Genomic DNA, 23,079 nt, shown 5'->3' on the forward strand with positions numbered 1-23,079 from the left:
CGCCTCGGCGTAGTGCTTGAACTCCATCGTGTACGTGGCACGACCCTGCGACATGGAGCGCAGCGTGGTGGAGTAGCCGAACATCTCGGACAGCGGCACCTCGGCCTTGATGACCTTGCCGCCGCCGGGCATGTCGTCCATGCCCTGCACCATGCCGCGGCGGGACGACAGGTCGCCCATCACGTTGCCGGCGTAGTCCTCGGGCGTTTCCACTTCCACGGCCATCATCGGCTCGAGGATCACGGGGCTGGCCTTCTTCGCGCCTTCCTTGAAGCCGAAGATGGCGGCCATCTTGAACGCCTGCTCCGACGAGTCCACCTCGTGGTAGGAACCGAAGGTCAGCGCGACCTTCACGTCCACCACCGGGTAGCCCGCCAGCACGCCGGAGTTGAGCGCCTCTTCCACGCCCTTCTGCACCGCCGGGATGTACTCGCGCGGGACCACGCCGCCCTTGATCTCGTCGAGGAACTGGAAGCCCTTGCCGGTCTCGTTCGGCTCGATGCGGAACACGACGTGGCCGTACTGGCCCTTGCCGCCCGACTGGCGCACGAACTTGCCCTCGACGTCCTTCACCTCGCGGCGGATCGTCTCGCGGTAGGCCACCTGCGGCTTGCCCACGTTGGCTTCCACGCCGAACTCGCGCTTCATGCGGTCGACGATGATTTCCAGGTGCAGCTCGCCCATGCCGGCGATGATGGTCTGACCGGATTCCTCGTCGGTGTTCACGCGGAACGACGGGTCTTCCGAAGCCAGGCGCTGCAGCGCGATGCCCATCTTCTCCTGGTCGGCCTTGGTCTTGGGTTCCACGGCCTGGCGGATCACCGGCTCGGGGAACACCATGCGCTCCAGCGTCACGATGGAATCGGGGTCGCACAGGGTTTCGCCCGTGGTCACGTCCTTCAGGCCCACGCAGGCGGCGATGTCACCGGCGCGGATCTCCTCGATCTCGGTGCGCTCGTTGGCCATCATCTGCACGATGCGGCCGATGCGCTCCTTGCGGCCCTTCACCGGGTTGTAGACGGTGTCGCCCTTGGAGAGCACGCCCGAGTAGACGCGCACGAAGGTCAGCTGGCCGACGAACGGGTCGGTCATCAGCTTGAAGGCGAGCGCGGAGAACTTCTCGGCGTCGTCGGCCTTGCGGCTGGTTTCCTTCTCGTCCTCGTCCAGGCCCGCCACCGGGGGAATGTCCACCGGCGAGGGCAGGAAGTCGATCACGGCGTCGAGCATGCGCTGCACGCCCTTGTTCTTGAAGGCGGTGCCGCACAGCATCGGCTGGATCTCGGTCGCGATCGTGCGGGCGCGGATGCCCTGCTTGATCTCGGCTTCGGTCAGGTCGCCTTCCTCGAGGTACTTGTTCATCAGCTCCTCGGACGACTCGGCGGCGGCCTCGACCATCTTCTCGCGCCATTCCTTGGCGGATTCGACGAGGTCGGCCGGGATGTCGTGGAAGTCGAACTTCATGCCCTGCGAGGCCTCGTCCCAGATGATCGCCTTCATCTTGAGCAGGTCGACCACGCCGGTGAACTTGTCCTCTGCGCCGATCGGGATCACGATGGGCACGGGATTGGCCTTCAGGCGGGCCTTCATCTGGTCATAGACCTTGAAGAAGTTGGCGCCGGTGCGGTCCATCTTGTTGACGAACGCGAGGCGCGGCACCTTGTACTTGTTGGCCTGGCGCCAGACCGTCTCGGACTGGGGCTGCACGCCACCCACCGCGCAGTACACCATGCAGGCGCCGTCCAGCACGCGCATGGAGCGCTCCACCTCGATGGTGAAGTCCACGTGGCCGGGGGTGTCGATGATGTTGAAGCGGTGCTCGGGGTAGGACAGGTCCATGCCCTTCCAGAAGCAGGTGACGGCCGCGGAGGTGATCGTGATGCCACGCTCCTGCTCCTGCTCCATCCAGTCGGTCGTGGCGGCGCCGTCGTGCACCTCGCCGAGCTTGTGATTCACACCCGTGTAGAACAGGATGCGTTCGGTGGTGGTGGTCTTGCCGGCGTCGATGTGGGCGGAAATACCGATGTTGCGGTACCGCTCGATGGGCGTTTTGCGGGCCATGATGGTGTCTTTCGTTCAATGGGCAAGGCCCGCTCGTGGCGGGCCGCTGCCTTGCTTGGATGGGGTCGGGCTCTAGAAGCGGAAGTGGCTGAAGGCCTTGTTGGCCTCGGCCATGCGGTGGACTTCGTCACGCTTCTTCATGGCGCCGCCACGGCCTTCCGTGGCTTCCATGAGTTCGTTGGCCAGGCGCAGGGCCATGGACTTCTCGCCGCGCTTCTTGGCGGCTTCCTTGATCCAACGCATCGACAGCGCCAGACGGCGCACGGGGCGCACTTCCACCGGCACCTGGTAGTTGGCGCCACCGACGCGGCGGGACTTCACCTCGACCATCGGCTTGACGTTGTTGATGGCGGTGGTGAACACCTCCAGGGCTTCCTTGCCCTGTGCCTTCTTCTCGATCTGCTCGAGGGCACCGTAGACGATGCGCTCGGCGACCGCCTTCTTGCCGCCTTGCATGATCACGTTCATGAACTTGGCGAGCTCGACATTGCCGTACTTGGGATCCGGCAGGATTTCACGCTTGGGGACTTCGCGACGACGTGGCATTTCAATCTTCCTATTTGCTTCAGTTGGCCACCCTCTGCGGGGGCCGCGGGCGCCATGCGGGCTGCCCACTTACTCGACCCTTGTTCAGGGTCACTACGCTTTCCTCGCCTGCCAGGGCGATGAAAGCACCGACAAACGACCGCTGGGTTACGCCTTCTTCGGGCGCTTGGCGCCGTACTTGGAGCGGGACTGCTTGCGATCCTTCACGCCCTGCAGGTCGAGCGAACCGCGCACGATGTGGTAGCGCACGCCGGGCAGGTCCTTGACGCGACCGCCGCGCACGAGCACCACCGAGTGCTCCTGCAGATTGTGGCCTTCGCCGCCGATGTAGGAGATGACCTCGAAGCCGTTGGTCAGGCGCACCTTGGCGACCTTGCGCAGCGCCGAGTTCGGCTTCTTGGGCGTCGTGGTGTACACACGGGTGCACACGCCCCGACGCTGGGGGCTGTTCTGCATCGCAGGGCTCTTGGACTTGGTCTTTTCGACCTCCCGGCCCTGACGCACGAGTTGACTGATGGTTGGCATGAAAAAAGGGTCCCTAAACGCTGGTCGAACACGCCGCGGATGCGGCAGCACGAAAACGAAAACGAATACAAGGCTCTCCCGCCCCAAATTGCGGAAAAGCCCGCGAGTATAGCCCGGGCTGGGAAAACCCTCAACGGATGATCGGGCCAGCCGTCGCACGCCTGGCCCCGTTGGGGCGCCGCGACGGGGCTCTGCAAGCCTTAAGTACGCAGGTTCGCCCGCAGCGAGGCCCCGGCCTCAGCGGATCCAGAGCCGGATGGCATCCCAGGCGCGGCCGAAGACGCCGGCCTGCTCCACCGGCTCCAGGGCGACCAGGGGTACCTCGCGCAGGGCCTCGTCACCCGACAGGATCTTCAGCGTCGCCACCTGCTGGCCGCGCGCGAACGGCGCCACCAGCGGATCCGGGCGCGCCACCTGGGTGCGGATGCCCTTGGCGGCACCCGCCGGCACCGCCAGCACGATCGGCTGCGGCTGGCCCAGCTTCACCGTGGGCGCCGAGCCCTTCCAAACCGCCGGCTCGGCCACCACCTGCCCGCCATCGAACAGCTTAAGCGCCTCGAAGGCGGTGAAGCCCCAGTTCAGCAGCTTCTGCGCCTCGTTGGCCCGCGCCTGCTCGCTCGCGGCGCCCAGCACGATGGCCAGCACGCGGCGGCCGGCCAGGTTGGGAAAGTCGCGCTTGGCCGTCGCCACCAGGCAGTAGCCCGCGGCGTCGGTGTGCCCGGTCTTCAACCCGTCGACCGTGGGGTCGCGGAACAGCAGCATGTTGCGGTTGGTGTCGTTGGCCGTGGGCGTGCCCTGGTAGCGGTACTTCTTGACCGCGTAGTACGGCATGTACTCCGGGAAGTCGCGCAGCAGGCGCGTCGCCAGGATCGACAGGTCGCGCGCCGTCGTCTGGTGGCCGGGCGCCGTCAGGCCCTCGGGGTTGCGGTAACTGGTGCCGGTCATGCCGAGCGCGCGCGCCTGCTGGTTCATCAGCTCGACGAAGCGCTCCACGGTGCCGCCCACGCCCTCGGCCAGCGCCACGGTGGCGTCATTGCCGGACTGGACGATCATGCCCTGGATCAGGTCCTCCACCGGCACCTGCATGCGCGGATCGATGAACATGCGCGAGCCGGGCATCTTCCAGGCGCGCTCGCTCACGGGCAACGGCTGCTTGAGGTCGATCTTCTTCGCCCGCAGGGCGTCGAAGACCAGGTAGGCGGTCATCAGCTTGGTCAGCGAGGCCGGCTCCACCGGCGTGTCGACGTCGCGGCCGGCGAGCACCTGGCCGGCACTCACGTCCATCACCAGGTAGCTGCGCGCAGCCACCTCGGGCGGTTGCGGGACCTGGGCATTGGCAGCCAGGCAAAGCACGGCCAGCACGGGCGCTGCGAGCGCCTGCATCCATCTCTTCATGGGAAAGGTTCAGCGGAGGTGGCGAGCCACCAGGTTCTTCAGAAGCGTCAATTGTCCGTGAAAGAAGTGCTCGACCCCGGGCACCACCAGCACCGGCAGCGACTGCGGGCGTGCCCAGTCGAGCACGGCGGCCAGCGGCACGGTGTCGTCCTGCTCGCCGTGGATGACGAGCGCGCGCTCGCGCGCCGCCTCGGGCAAGGGCGGCACGACGAAGCGCGAGGCGGCCGTGCCCACGAGCACCAGATGGCGCGGATCGCGCGCGGCCCACAGCCCCTGCAGCGCCTGGGCCGCCACGTAGGCGCCGAACGAGAACCCCGCCAGCGCCAGCGCGCCCTGGGGCGCCAGCGCATCGACCACGGCCAGCAGGTCCTCGGTCTCGCCCCGACCCTCGTCGTAGGCGCCCTCGCTGCCACCGACGCCGCGGAAGTTGAAGCGCACGGCCGTCCAGCCCTGCTGCACGAAGGCGCGCGCCAGGGTCTGCACCACCTTGTTGTCCATGGTGCCGCCGAACAGCGGATGCGGATGCGCGATCACGGCAACGCCCAGCGGGACGCCCTCGGGCTGGTCACGCAGCACCTGCAGGCGGCCGGCCGGCCCGGCGAGGCTGAGCCGCTCGGTGCGCGGATTCATCAGCGGCCCAGGTGCGGCGGTGTCAGCAGGCGCTCGACCACGCGACCGTTCTTCAGGTGCGACTCGACGATCTCGTCGATGTCGTGTGCGTCGACGTACGTGTACCAGACCGCCTCGGGGTAGACCACGGCCACCGGCCCGCCGGCGCAGCGGTCCAGGCAGCCCGCCTTGTTCACCCGCACCTGGCCAGGCCCCGCCAGGCCCTGCGCCTTGACCTGGGCCTTGCAGCGGTCGAAGGCCGCCTGGGCATTGTGGTCGGCGCAGCAGGCTTCGCCGTTGTCACGCTGGTTGAGGCAGAAGAAGATGTGGTGGCGGTAGTAGCTGTTCGCGGTGGCGGGCACGGTCATCCAGCGATTGTAGAAGCCGGCTCGCGGCGCGACAGGCGCGCCACCACGTAGGCCAGCGCGGCGAAAGGCCACAGCCAGCCGAGCCACTGCGCCAGGCCATTGAAGCGCACGAAGCGGCCCTGCTCCCAGCTTTGCAGGGTGAGCGCGAAGTACGGATTGGCCGGCGCCTGGTTCAGCAGGCTCAGGTGCAGCACCAGGGCCGCGAGCAGCAGCACCGCGCAGGCACGCCGCGGCACGGCCAGCAGGGCCGCCGCCAGCAAGGCGCCACCGGCCAGCCCGGACCGCACGGGCAGGCTCATCCACGCCCAGGCATGCACCGGGCCCCAGCTCAGCGCGGCGGACAGCGCCGTCACGCCCACGCCCGCGCCGAGCAGCAGCACGGCGGCGGTGACGCGTCGGGCGGCATTGCGCAGCACCGAGTAGGCCAGCAGACAGGGGATCAGCACGCCCAGCGCCACGCAAACGAGTTCGGCGGCGGGCACCAGCGGCTGCAGCTCGACCTCGCGCACGGGCAGCCATTCCAGGAACGGCGTGTCCTGCAGCCACTCGGCCAGCGCGGCCTCCAGGCGCTCCATCACCTGGCCCAGGCCGAGCGGCACCGAGGCCGGGAACAGCAGCCCGAAGGGCCACAGCGCCAGCAACACCAGGGCGCCGCGGGCGTCGGGCACGAACCAGCGGTCGCGCAGCCGATCCCAGTGGTCGAGCGCGCCCGCGCGCTCCAGCAGCACGGCGACGGCGCCGCCCAGGGCGCTGCCGGCAAAGTTCAACGCCAGATCCACGCTCGACGGCACGCGTATCGGCAGGTAGCTCTGCAGGCCTTCCATCAGCAGCGACAGCGCCCCACCCCCCAGCGCGGCCGCTGCCAGGGCAGCCCGGTTGCCGAACGGCAGCGTGGGGCCGATGCCCCGCCGCAGCACGCTAAGCGCCAGCAGGAAGCCGAGCGGCACGTAGCCCAGGCCGTTGGCCACCACGTCGAAGCCGCTCCAGTAGCGCGGAAAGCCTTCGGCGAGAAAGGCCCAGGGCGGGATGCCCTGGTCACGCCAGCCCGAGAACGGGTAGAGGCTCGCGTAGACGATCAGCGACGCATAGGCGCCGGACAGCGGCCACGCCGAGGTCTTGCGCGCGGCCATCGCGTTCAGAAGGGCTTCACCACCACCAGCACCACGGCCGCCACCAGCATCAGCACCGGCGCTTCGTTGAACCAGCGGAACCACACATGCCCGTGCTGGTCGGCCCCCGCGGCCAGCCGGCGCAGCAGGACCGCGCAGGCGTAGTGATAGGCCCCGACCAGCAGCACCACGGCCAGCTTGGCGTGCATCCAGCCGGCGCCCTGGCCGATGCCCCACCCGAGCCAGAGCCACAGGCCCAGGGCCACGGCAGGGATCGACAGCAGGGTGGTGAAGCGCAGCAGTTTGCGCGCCATCAGCAGCAGGCGCTCACGCTCCGCCGTGGAGCTCGCCGGCACCATAGCCAGGTTGACGAAGATGCGCGGCAGGTAGAACAGGCCGGCGAACCAGCTGGCCACGAAGACGATGTGGAACGCTTTCACCCAGAGCATGGCGGCAAGTGTACGAAGGCCGCAAAAAAAACCCCGGCCATGAGCCGGGGTCGGAAGCCTTTTTGCTGTCACACATCAAGGCACCCGCTCAGGGAGGAAAAGCGGGGAGCGGCAAGCCGCCCGTACACAATTTAACAAATGGGGCAAGGGGCATCAAGCGAGACACCCCGCCATCCGTCGCCGCATGCCAGCCACGCGGTGCGCCGGCAACAGGAAGTGGGACTTTGGTTGTCGCTTCCGCAGCCGCGCGGGGCTGGGTGACAATGCGCCGCATGACCCCTTACGCGCCCTTTCCCCACGGCCGTCCGCGCCGTCTGCGCCGAGACGAGTTCACCCGCAACCTGGTGCGTGAACATGCGCTGAGCCCGCATGACCTGATCTACCCGGTGTTCGTGCTCGACGGCGAACGGCGCCGCGAGGCGGTGGCCTCCATGCCCGGGGTGGAGCGGCTGAGCGCTGACCTGCTGCTGCCGGTGGCCGAGGAATGCGTGCGCCTCGGCATTCCGGTGCTGGCGCTGTTCCCGGCCATCGATCCGAAACTTAAGGATCCTGACGGAAGCGAGGCCTTCAACCCCCAAGGGTTGGTTCCGCGCATCGTTCGCACGCTCAAGCGGGAGTTTCCGCAGCTCGGGGTGATGACAGACGTGGCGCTGGACCCCTTCACCAGCCACGGCCAGGACGGCCTGCTCGACGAGACCGGCTACATCCTGAACGACGAGACGGTCGCGGTGCTGGTGAAGCAGGCCCTGACGCAGGCCGAGGCCGGAGTGGACATCGTGGCGCCCAGCGACATGATGGACGGCCGCATCGGCGCCATCCGCGCCGCGCTGGAGGCCGCCGGCCACATCCACACCCGCATCATGGCCTACAGCGCCAAGTACGCGAGCGCGTTCTATGGCCCCTTCCGCGACGCGGTGGGCTCGGCCGCCAACCTGGGCAAGAGCAACAAGAAGGTCTACCAGATGGACCCCGGCAACACCGACGAGGCCCTGCGCGAGGTGGCGCTGGACATCGCCGAGGGCGCCGACATGGTGATGGTGAAGCCGGGCATGCCCTACCTCGACGTCGTGCGGCGGGTGAAGGACGAGTTCCGCGTGCCCACATTCGCCTACCAGGTCTCGGGCGAGTACGCGATGCTCAAGGCAGCGGCCGCCAACGGCTGGCTGGACCACGACCTGGTGATGATGGAGTCGCTGCTCGCCTTCAAGCGCGCCGGCGCCGACGGCGTGCTGACCTACTTCGCGGTCGAGGCCGCGCGGCGACTGAAGGCCTGAGGGAGCACCCAGCGTGCGCATCGTCGAATTCGGCGCCGGCACGCTGCGCTTCCTGGAGGCGCTGCCCGCCCACGCACCCGAGACGGGCTTCCTGTGGATCTTTCTCGAACGCGAACAGCTCGAGACCGATCTGCCACAGCTGCAGCGCGCTGCGCAGTCCCTGGGCGGGTCGCCCCTGCTGGACCTGCACGTCAAGGACCTCGCGAACCCGGCGCATCCTTCCCGCTACGACTACACCTCGATCTACGACCTGGTCGTGTTCCGCCGGCTGGCCACGGAGTCCGAGGTGCAGCAGGAGCTCGGCGCCGCGGCGCCGTCCAGGCTGGCGCCCCTGGGCACCTTCGCCCGGGTGCGCACGCGTGCGGTGGGCTTCGTCGTCTTCGACCGGCTGCTGATCACCGTGCACCCCGGAGGGTGCTTCGCCGCGCGCACCTTCATCGAGCGCTACCTCGCGGATGCCCTGCAGGCCGAGGGCCTCTCGGCCTCGGCGCGCAGCCGGCTGCCCGCGAGCGCACCCGACCTGATGCTGCGCATGCTGAACATGATGGTCGACAGCTACCTCGACCTGCGCAAGGCCCTCAGCGCCGAGCTGGACCGCTGGCAGCAGGAGCTGCTGTCACCCCGCAACCGCAGCACCGACTGGGCCGCGCTGATGACGGCGCGCAATGCGCTGCATGCGCTGGACGAACTGTGCGAGGAACAAAAGGACGCCCTGCAGGAATGGCTGGACGCGCAGACGGAGCAGCCGGCGCCGTGGCTGAACCAGGCCGAGCTGGATGGCCTGCTCGCGCGCGCGCGTGACGTGGTGGAGCACGTGGAGCGCGTGGTGCACCACGTGCGCCGCATGGAGCACGGCGCCGAGATGGCGGTGCAGATCCATTTCTCGGCGCTGGGCAACCGCACCAACGAGATCATGCGCACGCTGACGGCGCTGACCGCGATCTTCCTGCCGCTGAACCTGATCGCGGGCATCTTCGGCATGAACTTCGAGTTCCTGCCGCTGATCCACGCGCACGACGGCTTCTGGTGGACGCTGGGGGCGATGTCGCTGATCGCCGTGGTGCTGGTCGTCGTGTTCCGGCGCAAGCGCTACCTGGCGCGCACAGGGGCGCGATAGGGATCGCTGGGGTTGCGCTCACACGTACGGCGGCGCCAGGCCCTCGTTCTCCAGCACGCGCTGCACCGCCGGCCGGGCCAGCATGCGCTCGAGGTAGGCCGCCAGCGGCGCGCGGTCCCTGGCACGCTGGCCGGGCGGGAAGTTGCGCGTCCAGCGGCACAGCGTGAACGTGTAGGCGTCCAGCGCCGTGTAGTCCTCGCCCAGCACCCACTTGCGGCCATCCGCCAGCAGGTCTTCGAGCTGGTCGATCAGCGTGCCGACCTTCGCCTGCGCATGGCGCTTCACTTCCGCCGCGCCGGCCTCATGCCCCTCGTCGGCCCAGCGATGGGGGTAGAAGTAGATGATCAGCGTGGCCTGCAGCGTGTTGGTGTGCCACATCAGCCACTTGTAGAAGTGGGCCCGCGCGTGGCTGCCCACCGGCGGCGCGAGCCCCGCCTCGGGATGCGTGTCGCACAGGTGCAGCACGATGGCGGCGGTCTCGTACAGCACCAGATCGCCATCCGTCAGCACCGGGATCAGCCCGTTGGGGTTGAGGCGCAGGTAGTCGGGCTGGCGATGCGCGTCCTGTGCGCGGTCGACCAGGACGCGGCGGAAGGGCACGCCCATCTCCTCCAGCACGATGTGCGGGATCATGGAGGCCGTGCTGGGGTACTGGTGCAGTTCGATCATGAGGGGGCTTTCAGGGCTGCCGCAACTGGAACAGGCCGGCCCCATTCTCCCAGGCCACGCGGCGCGCCACGTCGGCCGGCAGGTCGCCCAGCCAGGTGCGATAGCCCTTCATCAGCTCCTCGTAGTACTGCCAGCGCTGATTGACCCAGGTGTCCGAGCCGATCAGGAAGCGGTCCGGGTACTTCAGCACCAGGCGCCGCCACTCGGGGCAGAGCTTGCCACCCTCGCAGGTGAGGCCCGGCCGGTACGACAGCTCGCCCATCAGCCGCGGATAGCGCGCCAGCAGCTGGTCCACCCGCTCGGGCGGGCTGCCACCGATGCCGGTGTGGGCCCAGATCAGCCGCACCGCCTGCCCGCGCGAGGGCGTGTGCGCCATCAGCAGATCGATGGCCACGTCATCCACGTGGGCCAGCACGGCCAGCTGCTTCTCCTCGGCCAGGATCATCAGCTTGCGCGCCACCGGTCCGTTGGCATTGGTGCTCTCGTACAGGTGGAACTCGCCGATGCCGCGGTAGGGGCCGGCGGCCGTGCCGCGGGCCAGCTCGGCCTGCACCATGTCGTAGATGGTGTCGTCGCGGAACCAGCTGGAGTAGTCGGCGCGGTTGCGGTACAGGCGGATGAAGGGCACCACCGTGACGCCGGCCGTGCGGGTCTGCGGCGACTGGGCCAGGGACTTCGTGCCGTCGTTCGGACGCGAGTTGGCGATGATCGCCCGCACGCCGCTGCGCTGCATGCGACCCAGCACGTCAGGCAGTGGATGCGGCGCCGCGGCGCCCTCGAAGGCCTCTTCGTTGTAGTGCAGGTGGGCGTCAAACAGCGGGCCGGCGTAGTCGGCGGCGCGGGCGAGCGGCCCCGCCAGCGCACTCATCGCCAGCACCGCGGCCGCCAGCAGGGCGCGGCGCATCGCCATCAACCGAGATGGCGGGCGAAGAACGCCAGCGTGCGCTCGCGCGCCAGCTTCGCCGCGGCCGCGTCCCACGAGCCGCGTTCGTTGCAGTTGAAACCGTGGTTGGCGTTGTAGACCTGGACCTCCACCTCGGGGTGCGCCTGGCGGAAGGCCTCCACCGTGTCCATGGGGATCCAGTGATCCTGGTCACCGAAGTGGGCAAGCACCGGCACCTTGGGCTTGCGCGCCGATTCCTCCGGCGTGGTGACGCCGCCGCCATAGTAGGGCGCGGCCGCGCTCAGGCCGTCCAGCAGGCAGGCCGAGCGCCAGGTCAGCAGGCCGCCCCAGCAATAGCCCACGATGCCCACCTTGCCCGCCTGCGACGCATGGGCGATGGCGGCCTGGATGTCCTGCAGCACCCCGGGCGCAGGCAGCGCTTCCACCGCGGTCTTCAGCGCGAAGCCGGCCTGCATGTCCTCGGGCTGGTAGCCCAGCTCCACCCCGGCCTTGACACGGTGGAAGGTGGCGGGTGCCACGGCCAGATAGCCCTCGGCCGCATAGCCGTCGGCCACGTTGCGGATGTGCGGATTGACGCCGAAGATCTCCTGCAGGACCACGACGCCCCCCTTGGCAGGGCCGGCGGGTTGCGCCACGTAGGCGGGAAAGGTGTGGCCGTCGGCGGCCTTCAGGTCGATGAAACTGCCCATGCGTGTTCTCCTCGGTTGACGGTTCGGGGACTGTCCTGGCCGGAAAGGCGCAAGCATCCACCCGCGCAGGTTAGCGCGTCAATCGCCGTCGCGCAGGCGGCGGGCTTTTGCTTTAATGGCGTCCCAGGAGACGGGAAACAAGATGAACCAGGATGTGCTGCTGGTCACCGGCGCCAGCCGGGGCATTGGTGCGGCCGTGGCACGATTGGCCGCCGCGCGCGGCTGGGCCGTGGCGGTGAACTACGCGCAGCGCGCCGACGCAGCGCAGGCCCTGGTGGCCGACATCGAGGCGGCCGGCGGCCGCGCGATCGCGGTGCAGGCCGACGTGGCCGACGAGGCGCAGGTGCTGCGCCTGTTCCGTGAGGTGGATGACCGCCTGGGCCGGCTCACTGGCCTGGTCAACAACGCCGGCGTGGTGGACCGCCCCGCGCGCGTGGACGAGATGAGCTTCGACCGCCTGCGCCGCATGTTCGACATCAACGTGATCGGCAGCTTCCTCTGCGCCCGCGAGGCGGTGCGGCGCATGAGCACGCGGCACGGCGGCAGCGGCGGCGCCATCGTCAACGTGTCCAGCGCGGCCGCGCGCCTGGGCGCGCCGGCCCAGTACGTGGACTATGCCGCTGCCAAGGGCGCGATCGACGTGCTCACCCTGGGCCTGGCCAAGGAGGTGGCGGCCGAGGGCATTCGCGTCAACGCGGTGCGGCCGGGCTTGATCGAGACCGAGATCCACGCCTCGGGCGGGCTGCCGAACCGCGTGCGCGACCTGGCGCACCAGGTGCCCATGCAGCGCGGCGGCACCGCCGAGGAAGTGGCCGAGGCGATCTGCTGGCTGCTGTCGCCGCAGGCCAGCTACACCACCCTGTCCCTGATCGAGGTTTCCGGAGGCCGCTGATGCCCATCCACATCTACTGGGAAGACCTGACGCCCGGCAGCACACGCGAGCTGGGGACCACCTCCGCGTCGGCCGAGGAGATCAAGGATTTCGCCGAGCAGTTCGACCCGCAGCCCTTCCACCTGGACGAGCTGGCAGGACGCAAGTCCGTCTTCGGCGGGCTGTGCGCGAGCGGCTGGCACACCTGCGCCATGGCCATGCGCCTGACGGTCGACAACTTCCTGCGCGAATCGGCCAGCATGGGTTCCCCCGGGCTGGAGAACCTGCGCTGGCTGAAGCCGGTGTATCCGGACGACCAGCTCAGCCTGCGCCACACCATCCTGGAGGCACGGCCGATGCGCAAGCGGCCCGAGGCCGGCCTGGTGCGCTCGCGCTGGGAGCTGTTCAACCAGAACGGCGAGAAGGTGCTGGAGATGGAAGGCTGGGGCATGTTCGGCCGGCGCGAGCCGGCCACGCCGGAGGAGCTGGCCCGCTACGAGGCCGAGCGCGCGGCGTCCTGATGGATTTCAAGCCGCTCATCACCCTGCTGGCGATCGTCAATCCGCTGGCGATCGTGCCGTTCTTCATCCACTACACCCAGGGCTTCGACCGCGCCCAGCGGCGCCGCACCATCGGCGTGGCCTCGTTCTCGGCCTTCGTGGTCATCGCCGCCAGCGCGCTGCTGGGCATCCAGATCCTGGAGTTCTTCGGCATCTCGCTGGCCAGCTTCCAGGTGGGCGGCGGCATGCTGCTGCTGACCAGCGCGCTCAACATGCTGAATGCCAAGCCGGCGGAGGCCAAGCCCACCACGAACGAGATGGAGGACGGCGCCGAGAAGGCCGCCATGGGCGCCAGCATCGCGGTGGTGCCGCTGACCATTCCGCTGCTCACCGGGCCGGCCACGATGTCCACCGTCGTCATCTACTCCGAGCGGGCCCAGACCTTCTGGCAGCAGGCCACGCTGGTCGGCTACGGCGTGGTCATCGGCCTGGTCACCGCGGTCTGCTTCACGCTGGCCGGCCCCATCGCGCGCTTTCTGGGCAAGACCGGCATCAACGTGATGACGCGCCTCATGGGCCTGATCCTCGCCGCGCTGGCGGTGGAGGTGATGGCCGATGGCCTGACCAAGCTGTTCCCCGCCCTTGCACGCGCCCCGATTGCGGGCTGAGCGCGGGCCTGATTCAATCCACGCCACCACTTCAGGAGACACCATGCTAGCCCATCGATCCGCCGCCCTGCTGACCACGGGCCTGCTGGCCCTGCTGGCCGGCTGCGCCACCCCCAGCGGCCCCACGGCGAGCGCCAGCCTCGAAGCCACGCGTGGCAACACCACCACCGGCAGCGTGAAGTTCGTCCAGTCCGGCGGCAAAGTGCTGGTCAGCGGCGAGGTGCGCGGGCTGAAGCCGGGCGCCGAGCACGGCTTCCACGTGCACGAGAAGGGCGACTGCTCCAGCGGCGACGGCATGAGCACCGGCGGCCATTTCAACCCCGGCGGCGCGGGCCATGGCCAGCACGGCCAGGGCACCCATCACGCTGGCGACCTGCCCTCTCTCAAGGCCGACGCGTCCGGCGTGGCGCGCTTCCAGTTCGAGTCGAGCACCATCGCAGTGGGCGCCGGCGCCAGCGATATCGTTGGCCGCGGTCTCATCGTCCACCGCGATCCGGACGACTACAAGACGCAGCCCACGGGCAATGCCGGGCCGCGGCTGGCGTGCGCGGTCATCCGCAAGGGTTGATGCCGCGCGAGCGATGCCGGCATCGCTCAGGCCGGCATCGCGAGGATCACCGAGTAGGCCTTGAAGGCCGCCGTCGCGGCGGTGCCGACCTTCAGGTCGAGCGCCTCGACGCCCTCGTTCGTCACGCTGGCCGTGAGCGTGTCGCCGCCCGGCAGGGTCAGCACCACGAGCGTGGACACCTGCCCCCGCTCCAGCCGTGAGACGGTGCCGGCCAGCTGATTGCGCGCCGAGAGCCGCCAGCCGGCGAAATCCGTCACCAGCACGATGGCGGAAGCCTTGATGAGCGCCAGGGCGTCGGCGCCTTCGCGCACCTCCAGCCGGCGCGCAGCCTCCGTCGTCAGGGTGGCCACGATCTCGTCGCCGGACTTCAGCGCGAGCGTGACCTGCGCCGAGACCGGGCCGATTTCGACGTGGCGGATGGTGCCGGCGAACTGGTTGCGGGCGGTGGTCTTCATGGACAGTCTCCTCAACAGGCCGGTCAGCGCCGGCTGGGTGGCGAGGCGTTGTTCCTGCTCGCGCAGGAACGCCTCCAGGTCGTTCTGCAGCGCCTGCCAGGCGGCCAGCAGGCTGAGGGCGGCGGGCGTGAGGCGCGTGCCGCCGCCGCCCGCGCCGCCCACGGCGGAGGCCAGCAGCGGCTCGTGCGCCATGTTGCCGGCCGTCTCCAGCATGAGGCGCGCGCCCTTGTGGCTCAGGCCCACCGTGGCAGCCGCGCGGTGGATGGAGCCGGTTTCCCCGATCGCCTGCAGCAGGCGGAACAGCCGGTCATCCAGCCGGCCGGCCAGCCGCAGCTCCGCGGTGAGCAGCCTGCCATCGCGATGGGCGCGCGCCGTGCTCATTCCATCAGCGCCACGGTCTTCACCTGCGCCCACACCGGCAGGCCCGGCGCCAGCGCCAGCGCGTCGGCCGAGCGCCGGGTGAGGCGGGCCACCAGGGCGATGCCGCCGACGCGCACGCGCACCAGGGCCAGGCCGGGATGGCTGTCGTCCGTGAGGGACTCCACCGTGCCCGCGAGCTGATTGCCGATGCTGGTGCCCTGCTGCCGTTCGCGCGTGAGGCTCACGTCGCGCGCCAGCACGCGCAGCCGCGCGCGGCGGCCCACCGGCAGGCCCTGGTCACGCGACCAGAACGCCGCGGCACCGCCATCGACGTCCAGCCGCGCGAGGTGCCAGTGCGCGTCACGCTCGGCGACCACGCCGTCCAGCACCACGCCGATCTCGTCACCCCACAGCGGTGGCAGGTCCAGCCGCGAGAGCACCTCCGTGAACGGCCCCGCGGCCCGCACGCGGCCGGCATCGAGCAGCACGAGGTGGTCCGCCAGCTGCGCCACCTCGTCGATGGAATGGCTCACGTAGACGATGGGCAGGCCCAGGTCACGCTGCATGCGCTCCAGGTAAGGCAGCACTTCCCGCTTGCGTTTCGCATCCAGCGCGGCGAGCGGCTCATCCATCAGCAGCACCTTCGGGCTGGCCGCGAGCGCGCGCGCGATGGCCACCCGCTGGCGCTCGCCGCCCGAGAGCGTGGCCGGCCGCCGCTCCATCAGGGGACCGATGCCGAGCAGATCCACGATCTGCGCCAGTTCGATGCGGCGTTGCGCAACCGGGGTCCGCCGCAGGCCGTAGTCGAGGTTGCGGCCCACGTCCAGGTGCGGGAACAGCGCGGCCTCCTGGATCACGTAGCCCAGACTGCGCGCGTGGGTGGGCACGAAGAGGCCGCGGGCGTCGTCCTGCCAGACTTCGCCATCCAGACGCACATGGCCCTGCGCCCGCTCCAGGCCCGCCAGCGCACGCAGCAGCGTCGTCTTGCCGCAGCCCGATGGGCCGAAGAGCGCCGTGACGCCGCGGGCGGGCAGGCGCAGCGTGGCCTGCAGTTCGAAGGCCGCGCGCGTGAGGCGCAGGTCCAAGTCGATCATGCGGCGGGGCCGACGCGCTCACGGCGCGGCCGGTTCAGGAGGTACAGCGACAGCAGCACCATCATCGCGAAGCCCACCATGCCCGCGGCGAGCCGGTGGGCCTGCGCGAACTCGGCCGCCTCCACATGGTCGTAGATCAGCACCGACAGCGTGCGGGTGCTGCCCTCGATGTTGCCGCCGATCATCAGGACCACGCCGAACTCGCCCACCGTGTGCGCGAAGCCCAGCACCGAAGCGGTGAGGATGCCGGGGCGCGCCTGTGGCAGCGCCACGGTGAAGAAACGGTCCCAGGGGCCGGCGCGCAGCGTGGCCGCGGCCTCCAGCGTGCGCTCGTCGATGGCCTCGAAGGCCTGCTGCAGCGGCTGCACGACAAAGGGCATGGAGCACAGCACGGAAGCCACCACCAGTCCCCCGAAGGTGAAGGGCAGGCGCCCCAGTCCGAGCGCGGTGGTGAGCTCCCCCACCGGACCATGGGGGCCCATCAGCAGCAGCAGGTAGAAGCCGATCACCGTGGGCGGCAGCACCAGCGGCAGAGCCACGATCGAGGCCACCACCGGCTTGGCGGCCGACTGCGTGCGGGCCAGCCACCAGGCGATCGGCGTGCCCAGGAGCAGCAGCAGCACCGTGGTGAGGCCCGCCAGTTCGGCGGTCAGCCGCACGGCGCTCCATTCGGCGGGGGTCATCGTCCAGTCACCGGGCGGGACGGCCGTAGCCGAAATCATCCAGCACCTGCAGCGCTGGCTCGGACTTCAGGAAGGCGAGCAACGCACTGGCTGCCGGATTGCGTTCGCCCGCCTTGAGAAGGATGGCGTCCTGCCGGATCGGATCATGCAGGTTCGCTGGCACCCGCCATGCGGACCCCTGCGGTGGCTTGCCGGGTGCGCGCACCTGCGACAGCGCCACGAAGCCGAGTTCCGAATTGCCGGTGACGACGAACTGGTAGGCCTGCGCGATCGACTCGCCCGTCACCAGCCTGGGCGCCAGGGCGTCGGCCACGCCCAGCGCCCTGAGCGTCTGCATCGCCGCCGCGCCGTACGGCGCCGTGCGCGGATTGGCGATCGCGATGTGGCGGAAGCCGCCGCTGCGCAGCACCGCCCCCTGCTCGTCCACCAGGCCAGGTGTTGCGCTCCACAGCACGAGGCGGCCGATGGCATAAGTGGCCTGCGAGGCCGCCACCGCGCGACCTTCGGTCGCGAGCCGGCGCGGCGTCTGGTCATCGGCAGCCAGCAGCACCTCGAACGGCGCGCCGCTCACGATCTGCGAATAGAACTTGCCGGTGGACCCGGTCGAGACCTTCAGGGTGTGGCCCGTGGCGGCTGTGAAGGCCTCGGCGATGCGGGCCATGGGCGAGGCGAAGTTGGCGGCCACGGCCACCTGCACCTCGGCGGCATGGGCCGATGCGGCGGCGGCCAGGATCAGCCAGGCCGTGGCGAGACTGCGGCGGGTGATGCGCATGGGGTTGGCAACGGGGTCGGGCGCTTCGCTGGGTAGTCTACTTCACAACGAAATGATCGTCGCCCCAGGGAGGGCGCACCCCTGCCCGGATCTTGAATGCCGCGCAACTTGCCTTATCATTAGCACTCGTTGGAGTTGAGTGCTAACACGGCAGATTCGCCCGGGCGCCGATTCCACGTCAGTTAACGAGCGCCAACTTCGTTGTCGCCCATTCATTCAAGCCATTCAAGGAGATGCAATGAAGCTTCGCCCCCTGCACGATCGCGTGATCGTCAAGCGCCTCGAGAACGAAACCAAGACGGCCTCCGGCATCGTCATCCCCGACAACGCCGCCGAGAAGCCCGACCAGGGTGAAGTGCTGGCCGTCGGCCCGGGCCGCAAGAACGACAAGGGCGAGCTGATCGCCCCGAACGTGAAGGTCGGTGACCGCGTGCTGTTCGGCAAGTACAGCGGCCAGACCGTCAAGGTCGACGGCGACGAGCTGCTCGTCATGAAGGAAGACGACCTGTTCGCGGTTGTCGAGAAGTAAGCCCTTTCAACCCCTCAACAGACATTCGGAGTAATCAAACATGGCAGCAAAAGACGTGGTCTTCGGCGGTGACGCCCGCGCGCGCATGGTCGAGGGTGTGAACATCCTGGCCAACGCGGTCAAGGTGACCCTGGGCCCGAAGGGCCGCAACGTGGTGCTCGAGCGCTCCTTCGGCGCCCCCACCGTGACCAAGGACGGTGTGTCCGTGGCCAAGGAAATCGAGCTGAAGGACAAACTCCAGAACATGGGCGCGCAGATGGTCAAGGAAGTCGCTTCCAAGACCAGCGACAACGCCGGTGACGGCACCACCACCGCCACCGTGCTGGCCCAGGCCATCGTGCGCGAAGGCATGAAGTACGTGGCCGCCGGCATGAACCCGATGGACCTGAAGCGCGGCATCGACAAGGCCGTGGCGACCCTGGTGGAAGAGCTGAAGAAGGCCTCCAAGCCCACGACCACCAGCAAGGAGATCGCCCAGGTCGGCTCCATCTCCGCCAACTCCGACGCCTCCATCGGCGAGATCATCGCCAAGGCGATGGACAAGGTCGGCAAGGAAGGCGTGATCACCGTCGAGGACGGCAAGAGCCTGGACAACGAGCTCGACATCGTCGAGGGCATGCAGTTCGACCGCGGCTACCTGTCGCCCTACTTCATCAACAACCCCGAGAAGCAGGCCGCCCTGCTGGACAACCCGTTCGTGCTGCTGTTCGACAAGAAGATCAGCAACATCCGCGAACTGCTGCCCACGCTGGAGCAGGTGGCCAAGGCCGGCCGTCCGCTGCTGATCATCGCCGAGGAAGTCGAGGGCGAGGCCCTGGCCACCCTGGTGGTCAACACCATCCGCGGCATCCTGAAGGTCGTGGCCGTCAAGGCGCCCGGCTTCGGTGACCGTCGCAAGGCCATGCTGGAAGACATCGCCATCCTGACCGGCGGCAAGGTGATCGCCGAGGAAGTGGGCCTGACGCTCGAGAAGGTGACGCTGGCCGACCTGGGCCAGGCCAAGCGCATCGAAGTGGGCAAGGAAAACACCACCATCATCGACGGCGCCGGTGCGGCCGCCGACATCGAGGCGCGCGTCAAGCAGATCCGCGTGCAGATCGAGGAAGCCACCAGCGACTACGACCGTGAGAAGCTGCAGGAGCGCGTGGCCAAGCTGGCCGGCGGCGTGGCCGTCATCAAGGTCGGTGCCGCCACCGAAGTCGAGATGAAGGAGAAGAAGGCCCGCGTGGAAGACGCGCTGCATGCCACCCGCGCTGCCGTGGAAGAAGGCATCGTGGCCGGCGGCGGCGTGGCGCTGCTGCGTGCCAAGCAGGCCGCTGGCGAGATCAAGGGCGCCAACGCCGACCAGGACGCCGGCATCAAGCTGGTGCTCAAGGCCATCGAGTCGCCCCTGCGCGAGATCGTCTACAACGCCGGCGGCGAGCCGAGCGTGGTGGTCAACGCGGTGCTCAACGGCAAGGGCAACTACGGCTTCAACGCCGCCAACGACACCTACGGCGACATGATCGAGATGGGCATCCTGGATCCCACCAAGGTCACGCGCACGGCCCTGCAGAACGCCGCCTCCGTGGCGTCGCTGATGCTGACGACCGAAGCCATGGTCGCCGAGGCGCCGAAGGAAGAAGCGCCTGCCATGCCCGGCGGCGGCATGGGCGGCATGGGTGGCATGGGCGGGATGGACATGTAAGTCCATTCACCGGAAAAACGCGTCCGCGTTTTTCCGGTGGCCTGATCAGATGCAAAAGGCCGACGTGAAGTCGGCCTTTTGCATTGGGGGATCGCGCTGCATGCTATTCCGCGCGATCCACGGGCCCCTGCGGGGGGCGGCTCGGGTCAGACGGCGCCGGGGGGCTTGTCGTCGATGGCCGGGAAGGCTGCCGTACCGGGAGTCGGGCCGTAGGCGTTGTCCTCGCCGCTGGGCTGCACGGCCCAGTACAGCAGCACCAGCCAGCCGATGATGGGCACGAACCACAGCAGCTGGAACCAGCCGCTCTTGCCGATGTCGTGCAGGCGGCGCGCCCCTGCGCCCAGGGCCGGCAGCAACATGGCGAGCGACGCGACGTTGCCCAGGCGTTCATGGATCGCCGTCAGGATCATCGTCACGATGAGCTGGAAGAGAAAGAACCACCAGAATTCCGACCGGCTGGCGCGGCCGTTGAAATCCGCATACTTGTCACGCAGGCAGGTGATGACCGCTTGCTTGAAGTCCATGATGCCCTCCTTCCCCTGATGGGGTGCGCGCCATCATAGGCGGCTTCAGCGCAGGCGGTCCAGCAGGCCGGCGGTGGAAGCGTCGAGTCCCGTGTTGTCGCCGCTCGCGAAGCGCGGCGCCAGATCCTGCGCCAGCGCCTTGCCGAGCTCCACGCCCCACTGGTCGAAGCTGTTGATGCCCCACACGGCACCGCTGGTGAACACGCGGTGTTCCTGCAGCGCGATGAACGCGCCCAGGCTTTCGGGGGTGAGCGCTTCCAGCACTAAGAAGCTGCTGGGGCGGTTGCCGGTGAAGTGGCGGTGCCCCCCCGGGTCGGAACGGCCCTGCATCAGGGCCTGCGCCTGGGCGAGCGCATTCGCCAGCAGCAGCCGATGGTGATCCGGCAGGGCATGCGCCGGTTGTCGCACGGCAATGAATTCCACCGGCACCGATTGCGTGCCCTGATGCAGCATCTGGAAGAACGCATGCTGGCCGTCCGTCCCCGGCTCGCCCCAGAGCACGGGCGCGGTGTCATAGGGCAGCGCCGCGCCCTGCAGGTCCACCCGCTTGCCATTGCTCTCCATCTCCAGCTGCTGCAGGTAGGCCGGCAGGCGCTGCAGCCCGCCGTGATAGGGCGCGATGCTGCGGCTCGCGAAGCGATGGAAGTTGCGGTACCACACGTCCAGCAGGCCCAGCCGCACCGGCAGGTTGGCCGCCAGCGGCGCGGTGCGGAAGTGCGCATCCATCTCGCGTGCGCCGCGCAGCAGCGCGTGGAAGCCTTCAGCCCCGATGGCGATGGCCAGCGGCAGGCCGATGGCGGACCACAGCGAGTAGCGCCCGCCCACCCACTCACGAAAGCCGAAGGTAGTGGTGATGCCGAAGGCACGAGCCGCCTCGACGTTGCTGGTGAGGGCCGCGAAGTGGCGCGCGATGTCCGTGCCGCCCTCCGCCTGGAACCAGGCGCAGGCGGAGCGGGCATTGGTCATCGTCTCCAGCGTGGTGAAGGTCTTGGAGGCGATGATGAACAGCGTACCGGCCGGTTGCACCTGAGCGAGCACCGCGGCCAGGTCGTGGCCGTCGATGTTGGAGACGAAGTGGAAGCGCTTGCCCGGCCCGCGGTACGCCGCGAGCGCGGCGACCGCCATGCGCGGCCCGAGGTCCGAGCCGCCGATGCCGATGTGCACGATGTCGGTGATCGCCTCGTCAGCGCGCACACGCTCTGCGTACGCGAGCATGGCCGCCAGCGTCTGCTGCACCTCGGCCGCGTCGGGATCATCCGCCTCAGGCCCCGCGCGCAGCAGCCAGTGCTTCACCGCACGGCGCTCCGTGGTGTTGATGGCCTGGCCTGCGAAGAGCGCATCGCGGTACGCGGCCACGCCACACTGCGCCGCCAGTTGCAGCAGGAGAGCCTCCGTGTCGGCATCCCACAGGTTCTTGGACAGATCGGCGAAGACCTGCGGCGCCGACTGGCTGAAGCGCTCGAAGCGCTTGGCGTCGGCCTCGAACGCGCGATGCAGATCGAACGCGCGACCCGTGTCCTCGAAGTGCGCCTGCAGCGCCCGCCAGGCCGGCGTGGCGTCGCAGCGCGGCCGGGATGCCATCACCTCAGGCCGCCTCCAGCAGGGCGTCAAGCCGGCGCGCATCCGCCGCGAAGGCGCGGATGCCTTCGGCCAGCTTCTCGGTGGCCATGGCGTCCTCGTTCAGGGCCCAGCGGAAGGAGCGCTCGTCGTGCACGACATGCGCCACCGTCGCGGCACGGGCTTCGTCGGCATCGAGCGCCCGGGCGACCGGCGCCTCACTGGCGGCAAGCGAAGCCAGGAGCTCCGGGCTGATGGTGAGCAGGTCGCAGCCCGCCAGCGCGAGGATCTGTCCCGTATTGCGGAAGCTGGCGCCCATGACCTCGGTCGCGATGCCGAAGTGCTTGTAGAAGGTGTAGATCTGGCGCACCGACTGCACGCCGGGGTCGTTGGCGCCGGATCGCGCGGCTTCGTCCCACTGCGCGCCTGCGGCCTTCTTGTGCCAGTCGTAGATGCGGCCGACGAAGGGCGAGATGAGCTGCACCTTGGCCTGGCCGCAGGCCACGGCCTGGCCAAACGAGAACAGCAGCGTGAGGTTGCAGTGGATGCCGCGGCGCTCCAGCCGCTCGGCCGCGCGGATGCCTTCCCAGGTGGCCGCGATCTTGATCAGCACGCGGTCGATCGGCACGCCCTCGGCCTGGTACAGCTCCGCGATGCGCTCCGCGCGCGAGTAGGTGGCCTCGGTGTCGAAGCTCAGGCGGGCGTCCACTTCGGTGGAGACGCGGCCGGGGATGGTGCCCAGGATCTCGCAGCCGAAGCGCACCAGCAGGCGATCCGTCACCTCGTCCAGCGGCCGGCCGCGGAAGCGCGCCACCGTCTGCGCCAGCAGCGGGGCGTATTCGGGCTTCTGCACCGCCTTCAGGATGAGCGACGGATTGGTGGTCGCGTCCTGCGGCCGGTACTGCGCGAGCTGATGGAAGTCACCGGTGTCCGCCACCACGGTGGTGAACTGCTTGAGGGCGTCCAGTTGGTTCATTGGTAGACGTTGGTTCCTAAATTGAATAAATCCAGGAGCGAACGCCCCCTTCCAAACCGTGCATGCGGATTTCCCGCACACGGCTTACCAGTGGTCTGTCGGCTCGCAGCATTACGCGGACTC

26 protein-coding genes are annotated in these 23,079 nt (G+C 69.0%); 8 read left to right on the forward strand and 18 right to left on the reverse strand.

The features are described 5' to 3' along the window. The 8 genes from fusA to ACE3T5_RS15950 form a co-directional block, all read right to left on the reverse strand. Nucleotides 1–2,058 (reverse strand): elongation factor G (gene fusA / locus ACE3T5_RS15915; RefSeq protein WP_374669061.1); only part of this gene is annotated, 2,058 nt, incomplete at its 3' end. Between the two features lie 72 nt (nt 2,059–2,130). After that, a complete protein-coding gene (gene rpsG, locus ACE3T5_RS15920; protein ID WP_374669062.1) occupies nt 2,131–2,604 on the reverse strand; it encodes a 30S ribosomal protein S7 in 474 nt (157 codons plus the stop codon). Between the two features lie 147 nt (nt 2,605–2,751). After that, nucleotides 2,752–3,129 (reverse strand): 30S ribosomal protein S12, encoded by a 378-nt coding sequence (gene rpsL / locus ACE3T5_RS15925; RefSeq protein WP_374669063.1) that lies wholly within the window; start codon nt 3,127–3,129, stop codon nt 2,752–2,754. Between the two features lie 237 nt (nt 3,130–3,366). Next, nucleotides 3,367–4,524: a D-alanyl-D-alanine carboxypeptidase family protein gene (locus ACE3T5_RS15930; RefSeq protein WP_374669064.1), complete on the reverse strand. Its 1,158-nt coding sequence runs from the start codon at nt 4,522–4,524 to the stop codon at nt 3,367–3,369. A gap of 9 nt (nt 4,525–4,533) precedes the next feature. Next, nucleotides 4,534–5,154: an alpha/beta hydrolase gene (locus tag ACE3T5_RS15935; protein WP_374669065.1), complete on the reverse strand. Its 621-nt coding sequence runs from the start codon at nt 5,152–5,154 to the stop codon at nt 4,534–4,536. After that, the gene (locus ACE3T5_RS15940; protein WP_374669066.1) at nt 5,154–5,501 is read right to left on the reverse strand and encodes a ferredoxin; all 348 of its coding nucleotides are present in this window, start codon (nt 5,499–5,501) and stop codon (nt 5,154–5,156) included. The genes ACE3T5_RS15935 and ACE3T5_RS15940 overlap by 1 nt, the downstream gene beginning before the upstream one ends. After that, nucleotides 5,498–6,631 carry a VanZ family protein gene (locus ACE3T5_RS15945; protein WP_374669067.1) on the reverse strand — a complete coding sequence of 378 codons (1,134 nt, stop codon included), beginning with the start codon at nt 6,629–6,631 and terminating at the stop codon, nt 5,498–5,500. The genes ACE3T5_RS15940 and ACE3T5_RS15945 overlap by 4 nt, the downstream gene beginning before the upstream one ends. Nucleotides 6,632–6,636: 5 nt before the next feature. Continuing rightward, entirely contained in the window at nt 6,637–7,059 is a 423-nt protein-coding gene (locus ACE3T5_RS15950; protein ID WP_374669068.1) for a CopD family protein, read from the reverse strand. 272 nt (nt 7,060–7,331) lie between these two features. Here ACE3T5_RS15950 and hemB point away from each other — a divergent pair, with 272 nt between their 5' ends. After that, on the forward strand, nt 7,332–8,333 hold the full coding sequence (hemB, locus tag ACE3T5_RS15955; protein WP_374669069.1) for a porphobilinogen synthase: 1,002 nt from the start codon (nt 7,332–7,334) through the stop codon (nt 8,331–8,333). 13 nt (nt 8,334–8,346) lie between these two features. Next, nucleotides 8,347–9,450 (forward strand): magnesium transporter CorA family protein, encoded by a 1,104-nt coding sequence (locus tag ACE3T5_RS15960; protein WP_374669070.1) that lies wholly within the window; start codon nt 8,347–8,349, stop codon nt 9,448–9,450. Nucleotides 9,451–9,468: 18 nt separating this feature from the next. Here the strand turns inward: ACE3T5_RS15960 and ACE3T5_RS15965 are convergent, their stop codons facing one another. The 3 genes from ACE3T5_RS15965 to ACE3T5_RS15975 are packed head-to-tail and all read right to left on the reverse strand — an operon-like array spanning nt 9,469 to nt 11,712. Next, nucleotides 9,469–10,119: a glutathione S-transferase family protein gene (locus ACE3T5_RS15965; protein ID WP_374669071.1), complete on the reverse strand. Its 651-nt coding sequence runs from the start codon at nt 10,117–10,119 to the stop codon at nt 9,469–9,471. 10 nt (nt 10,120–10,129) lie between these two features. Beyond that, entirely contained in the window at nt 10,130–11,023 is an 894-nt protein-coding gene (locus ACE3T5_RS15970; protein WP_374669086.1) for an amidohydrolase, read from the reverse strand. A gap of 5 nt (nt 11,024–11,028) precedes the next feature. Beyond that, complete coding sequence (locus ACE3T5_RS15975; protein ID WP_374669072.1) at nt 11,029–11,712, reverse strand: dienelactone hydrolase family protein; 684 nt, start codon at nt 11,710–11,712, stop codon at nt 11,029–11,031. Nucleotides 11,713–11,854: 142 nt separating this feature from the next. On the opposite strand from ACE3T5_RS15975, the gene ACE3T5_RS15980 reads away from it, so the two are divergent. The 4 genes from ACE3T5_RS15980 to ACE3T5_RS15995 are packed head-to-tail and all read left to right on the forward strand — an operon-like array spanning nt 11,855 to nt 14,319. Then, nucleotides 11,855–12,604: an SDR family oxidoreductase gene (locus ACE3T5_RS15980; RefSeq protein WP_374669073.1), complete on the forward strand. Its 750-nt coding sequence runs from the start codon at nt 11,855–11,857 to the stop codon at nt 12,602–12,604. Then, nucleotides 12,604–13,104, forward strand: coding sequence for a MaoC family dehydratase (locus ACE3T5_RS15985; protein WP_374669074.1), 501 nt, complete (start codon nt 12,604–12,606; stop codon nt 13,102–13,104). The genes ACE3T5_RS15980 and ACE3T5_RS15985 overlap by 1 nt, the downstream gene beginning before the upstream one ends. Further along, nucleotides 13,104–13,751, forward strand: a complete 648-nt coding sequence (locus tag ACE3T5_RS15990) for a MarC family protein (RefSeq protein ID WP_374669075.1) — start codon at nt 13,104–13,106, stop codon at nt 13,749–13,751. Before ACE3T5_RS15985 ends, ACE3T5_RS15990 begins: the two co-directional genes overlap by 1 nt. Nucleotides 13,752–13,794: 43 nt before the next feature. After that, nucleotides 13,795–14,319 carry a superoxide dismutase family protein gene (locus ACE3T5_RS15995; protein ID WP_374669076.1) on the forward strand — a complete coding sequence of 175 codons (525 nt, stop codon included), beginning with the start codon at nt 13,795–13,797 and terminating at the stop codon, nt 14,317–14,319. 26 nt (nt 14,320–14,345) lie between these two features. Here ACE3T5_RS15995 and ACE3T5_RS16000 read toward each other — a convergent pair whose 3' ends face one another. From ACE3T5_RS16000 to modA, 4 genes are read right to left on the reverse strand one after another with little or no spacing between them, the layout of a single operon-like run. Further along, nucleotides 14,346–15,155, reverse strand: a complete 810-nt coding sequence (locus ACE3T5_RS16000) for a TOBE domain-containing protein (RefSeq protein ID WP_374669077.1) — start codon at nt 15,153–15,155, stop codon at nt 14,346–14,348. After that, on the reverse strand, nt 15,152–16,228 hold the full coding sequence (modC, locus tag ACE3T5_RS16005; RefSeq protein ID WP_374669078.1) for a molybdenum ABC transporter ATP-binding protein: 1,077 nt from the start codon (nt 16,226–16,228) through the stop codon (nt 15,152–15,154). Before modC ends, ACE3T5_RS16000 begins: the two co-directional genes overlap by 4 nt. Further along, the gene (gene modB, locus ACE3T5_RS16010; RefSeq protein ID WP_374669079.1) at nt 16,225–16,911 is read right to left on the reverse strand and encodes a molybdate ABC transporter permease subunit; all 687 of its coding nucleotides are present in this window, start codon (nt 16,909–16,911) and stop codon (nt 16,225–16,227) included. The genes modC and modB overlap by 4 nt, the downstream gene beginning before the upstream one ends. Nucleotides 16,912–16,918: 7 nt before the next feature. Continuing rightward, complete coding sequence (gene modA, locus ACE3T5_RS16015) at nt 16,919–17,683, reverse strand: molybdate ABC transporter substrate-binding protein (RefSeq protein ID WP_374669080.1); 765 nt, start codon at nt 17,681–17,683, stop codon at nt 16,919–16,921. 238 nt (nt 17,684–17,921) lie between these two features. Here modA and groES point away from each other — a divergent pair, with 238 nt between their 5' ends. Together groES and groL are read left to right on the forward strand one after the other, a co-directional pair. Beyond that, nucleotides 17,922–18,212, forward strand: coding sequence for a co-chaperone GroES (groES, locus tag ACE3T5_RS16020; RefSeq protein ID WP_374669081.1), 291 nt, complete (start codon nt 17,922–17,924; stop codon nt 18,210–18,212). A gap of 40 nt (nt 18,213–18,252) precedes the next feature. Continuing rightward, a complete protein-coding gene (gene groL, locus ACE3T5_RS16025) occupies nt 18,253–19,899 on the forward strand; it encodes a chaperonin GroEL (protein WP_374669082.1) in 1,647 nt (548 codons plus the stop codon). A gap of 146 nt (nt 19,900–20,045) precedes the next feature. Here the strand turns inward: groL and ACE3T5_RS16030 are convergent, their stop codons facing one another. From ACE3T5_RS16030 to tal, 3 genes are read right to left on the reverse strand one after another with little or no spacing between them, the layout of a single operon-like run. Then, the gene (locus ACE3T5_RS16030) at nt 20,046–20,423 is read right to left on the reverse strand and encodes a DUF805 domain-containing protein (RefSeq protein ID WP_374669083.1); all 378 of its coding nucleotides are present in this window, start codon (nt 20,421–20,423) and stop codon (nt 20,046–20,048) included. A gap of 45 nt (nt 20,424–20,468) precedes the next feature. After that, nucleotides 20,469–22,004, reverse strand: a complete 1,536-nt coding sequence (gene pgi, locus ACE3T5_RS16035; RefSeq protein ID WP_374669084.1) for a glucose-6-phosphate isomerase — start codon at nt 22,002–22,004, stop codon at nt 20,469–20,471. Nucleotides 22,005–22,008: 4 nt separating this feature from the next. Further along, complete coding sequence (gene tal / locus ACE3T5_RS16040; RefSeq protein WP_374669085.1) at nt 22,009–22,956, reverse strand: transaldolase; 948 nt, start codon at nt 22,954–22,956, stop codon at nt 22,009–22,011. Nucleotides 22,957–23,079: the final 123 nt, after the last annotated feature.

Source organism: Ramlibacter sp. (genome assembly GCF_041916345.1).
Taxonomy (GTDB): Bacteria; Pseudomonadota; Gammaproteobacteria; order Burkholderiales; family Burkholderiaceae_C; genus Ramlibacter.

Bases quoted from the DNA above. Each gene is read 5' to 3' on its own strand.
- pgi (WP_374669084.1), bottom strand. From the start codon at position 22,004: ATGGCATCCCGGCCGCGCTGCGACGCCACGCCGGCCTGGCGGGCGCTG.
- groES (WP_374669081.1), top strand. From the start codon at position 17,922: ATGAAGCTTCGCCCCCTGCACGATCGCGTGATCGTCAAGCGCCTCGAG.
- ACE3T5_RS16030 (WP_374669083.1), bottom strand. From the start codon at position 20,423: ATGGACTTCAAGCAAGCGGTCATCACCTGCCTGCGTGACAAGTATGCG.
- ACE3T5_RS15935 (WP_374669065.1), bottom strand. From the start codon at position 5,154: ATGAATCCGCGCACCGAGCGGCTCAGCCTCGCCGGGCCGGCCGGCCGC.
- rpsL (WP_374669063.1), bottom strand. From the start codon at position 3,129: ATGCCAACCATCAGTCAACTCGTGCGTCAGGGCCGGGAGGTCGAAAAG.
- ACE3T5_RS15965 (WP_374669071.1), bottom strand. From the start codon at position 10,119: ATGATCGAACTGCACCAGTACCCCAGCACGGCCTCCATGATCCCGCAC.
- modB (WP_374669079.1), bottom strand. From the start codon at position 16,911: ATGACCCCCGCCGAATGGAGCGCCGTGCGGCTGACCGCCGAACTGGCG.
- ACE3T5_RS15940 (WP_374669066.1), bottom strand. From the start codon at position 5,501: ATGACCGTGCCCGCCACCGCGAACAGCTACTACCGCCACCACATCTTC.
- ACE3T5_RS15950 (WP_374669068.1), bottom strand. From the start codon at position 7,059: ATGCTCTGGGTGAAAGCGTTCCACATCGTCTTCGTGGCCAGCTGGTTC.
- ACE3T5_RS15990 (WP_374669075.1), top strand. From the start codon at position 13,104: ATGGATTTCAAGCCGCTCATCACCCTGCTGGCGATCGTCAATCCGCTG.
- ACE3T5_RS15995 (WP_374669076.1), top strand. From the start codon at position 13,795: ATGCTAGCCCATCGATCCGCCGCCCTGCTGACCACGGGCCTGCTGGCC.
- groL (WP_374669082.1), top strand. From the start codon at position 18,253: ATGGCAGCAAAAGACGTGGTCTTCGGCGGTGACGCCCGCGCGCGCATG.
- ACE3T5_RS15945 (WP_374669067.1), bottom strand. From the start codon at position 6,631: ATGGCCGCGCGCAAGACCTCGGCGTGGCCGCTGTCCGGCGCCTATGCG.
- ACE3T5_RS15985 (WP_374669074.1), top strand. From the start codon at position 12,604: ATGCCCATCCACATCTACTGGGAAGACCTGACGCCCGGCAGCACACGC.
- ACE3T5_RS16000 (WP_374669077.1), bottom strand. From the start codon at position 15,155: ATGAGCACGGCGCGCGCCCATCGCGATGGCAGGCTGCTCACCGCGGAG.
- ACE3T5_RS15975 (WP_374669072.1), bottom strand. From the start codon at position 11,712: ATGGGCAGTTTCATCGACCTGAAGGCCGCCGACGGCCACACCTTTCCC.
- rpsG (WP_374669062.1), bottom strand. From the start codon at position 2,604: ATGCCACGTCGTCGCGAAGTCCCCAAGCGTGAAATCCTGCCGGATCCC.
- modA (WP_374669080.1), bottom strand. From the start codon at position 17,683: ATGCGCATCACCCGCCGCAGTCTCGCCACGGCCTGGCTGATCCTGGCC.
- modC (WP_374669078.1), bottom strand. From the start codon at position 16,228: ATGATCGACTTGGACCTGCGCCTCACGCGCGCGGCCTTCGAACTGCAG.
- tal (WP_374669085.1), bottom strand. From the start codon at position 22,956: ATGAACCAACTGGACGCCCTCAAGCAGTTCACCACCGTGGTGGCGGAC.
- hemB (WP_374669069.1), top strand. From the start codon at position 7,332: ATGACCCCTTACGCGCCCTTTCCCCACGGCCGTCCGCGCCGTCTGCGC.
- ACE3T5_RS15980 (WP_374669073.1), top strand. From the start codon at position 11,855: ATGAACCAGGATGTGCTGCTGGTCACCGGCGCCAGCCGGGGCATTGGT.
- ACE3T5_RS15970 (WP_374669086.1), bottom strand. From the start codon at position 11,023: ATGCGCCGCGCCCTGCTGGCGGCCGCGGTGCTGGCGATGAGTGCGCTG.
- ACE3T5_RS15930 (WP_374669064.1), bottom strand. From the start codon at position 4,524: ATGAAGAGATGGATGCAGGCGCTCGCAGCGCCCGTGCTGGCCGTGCTT.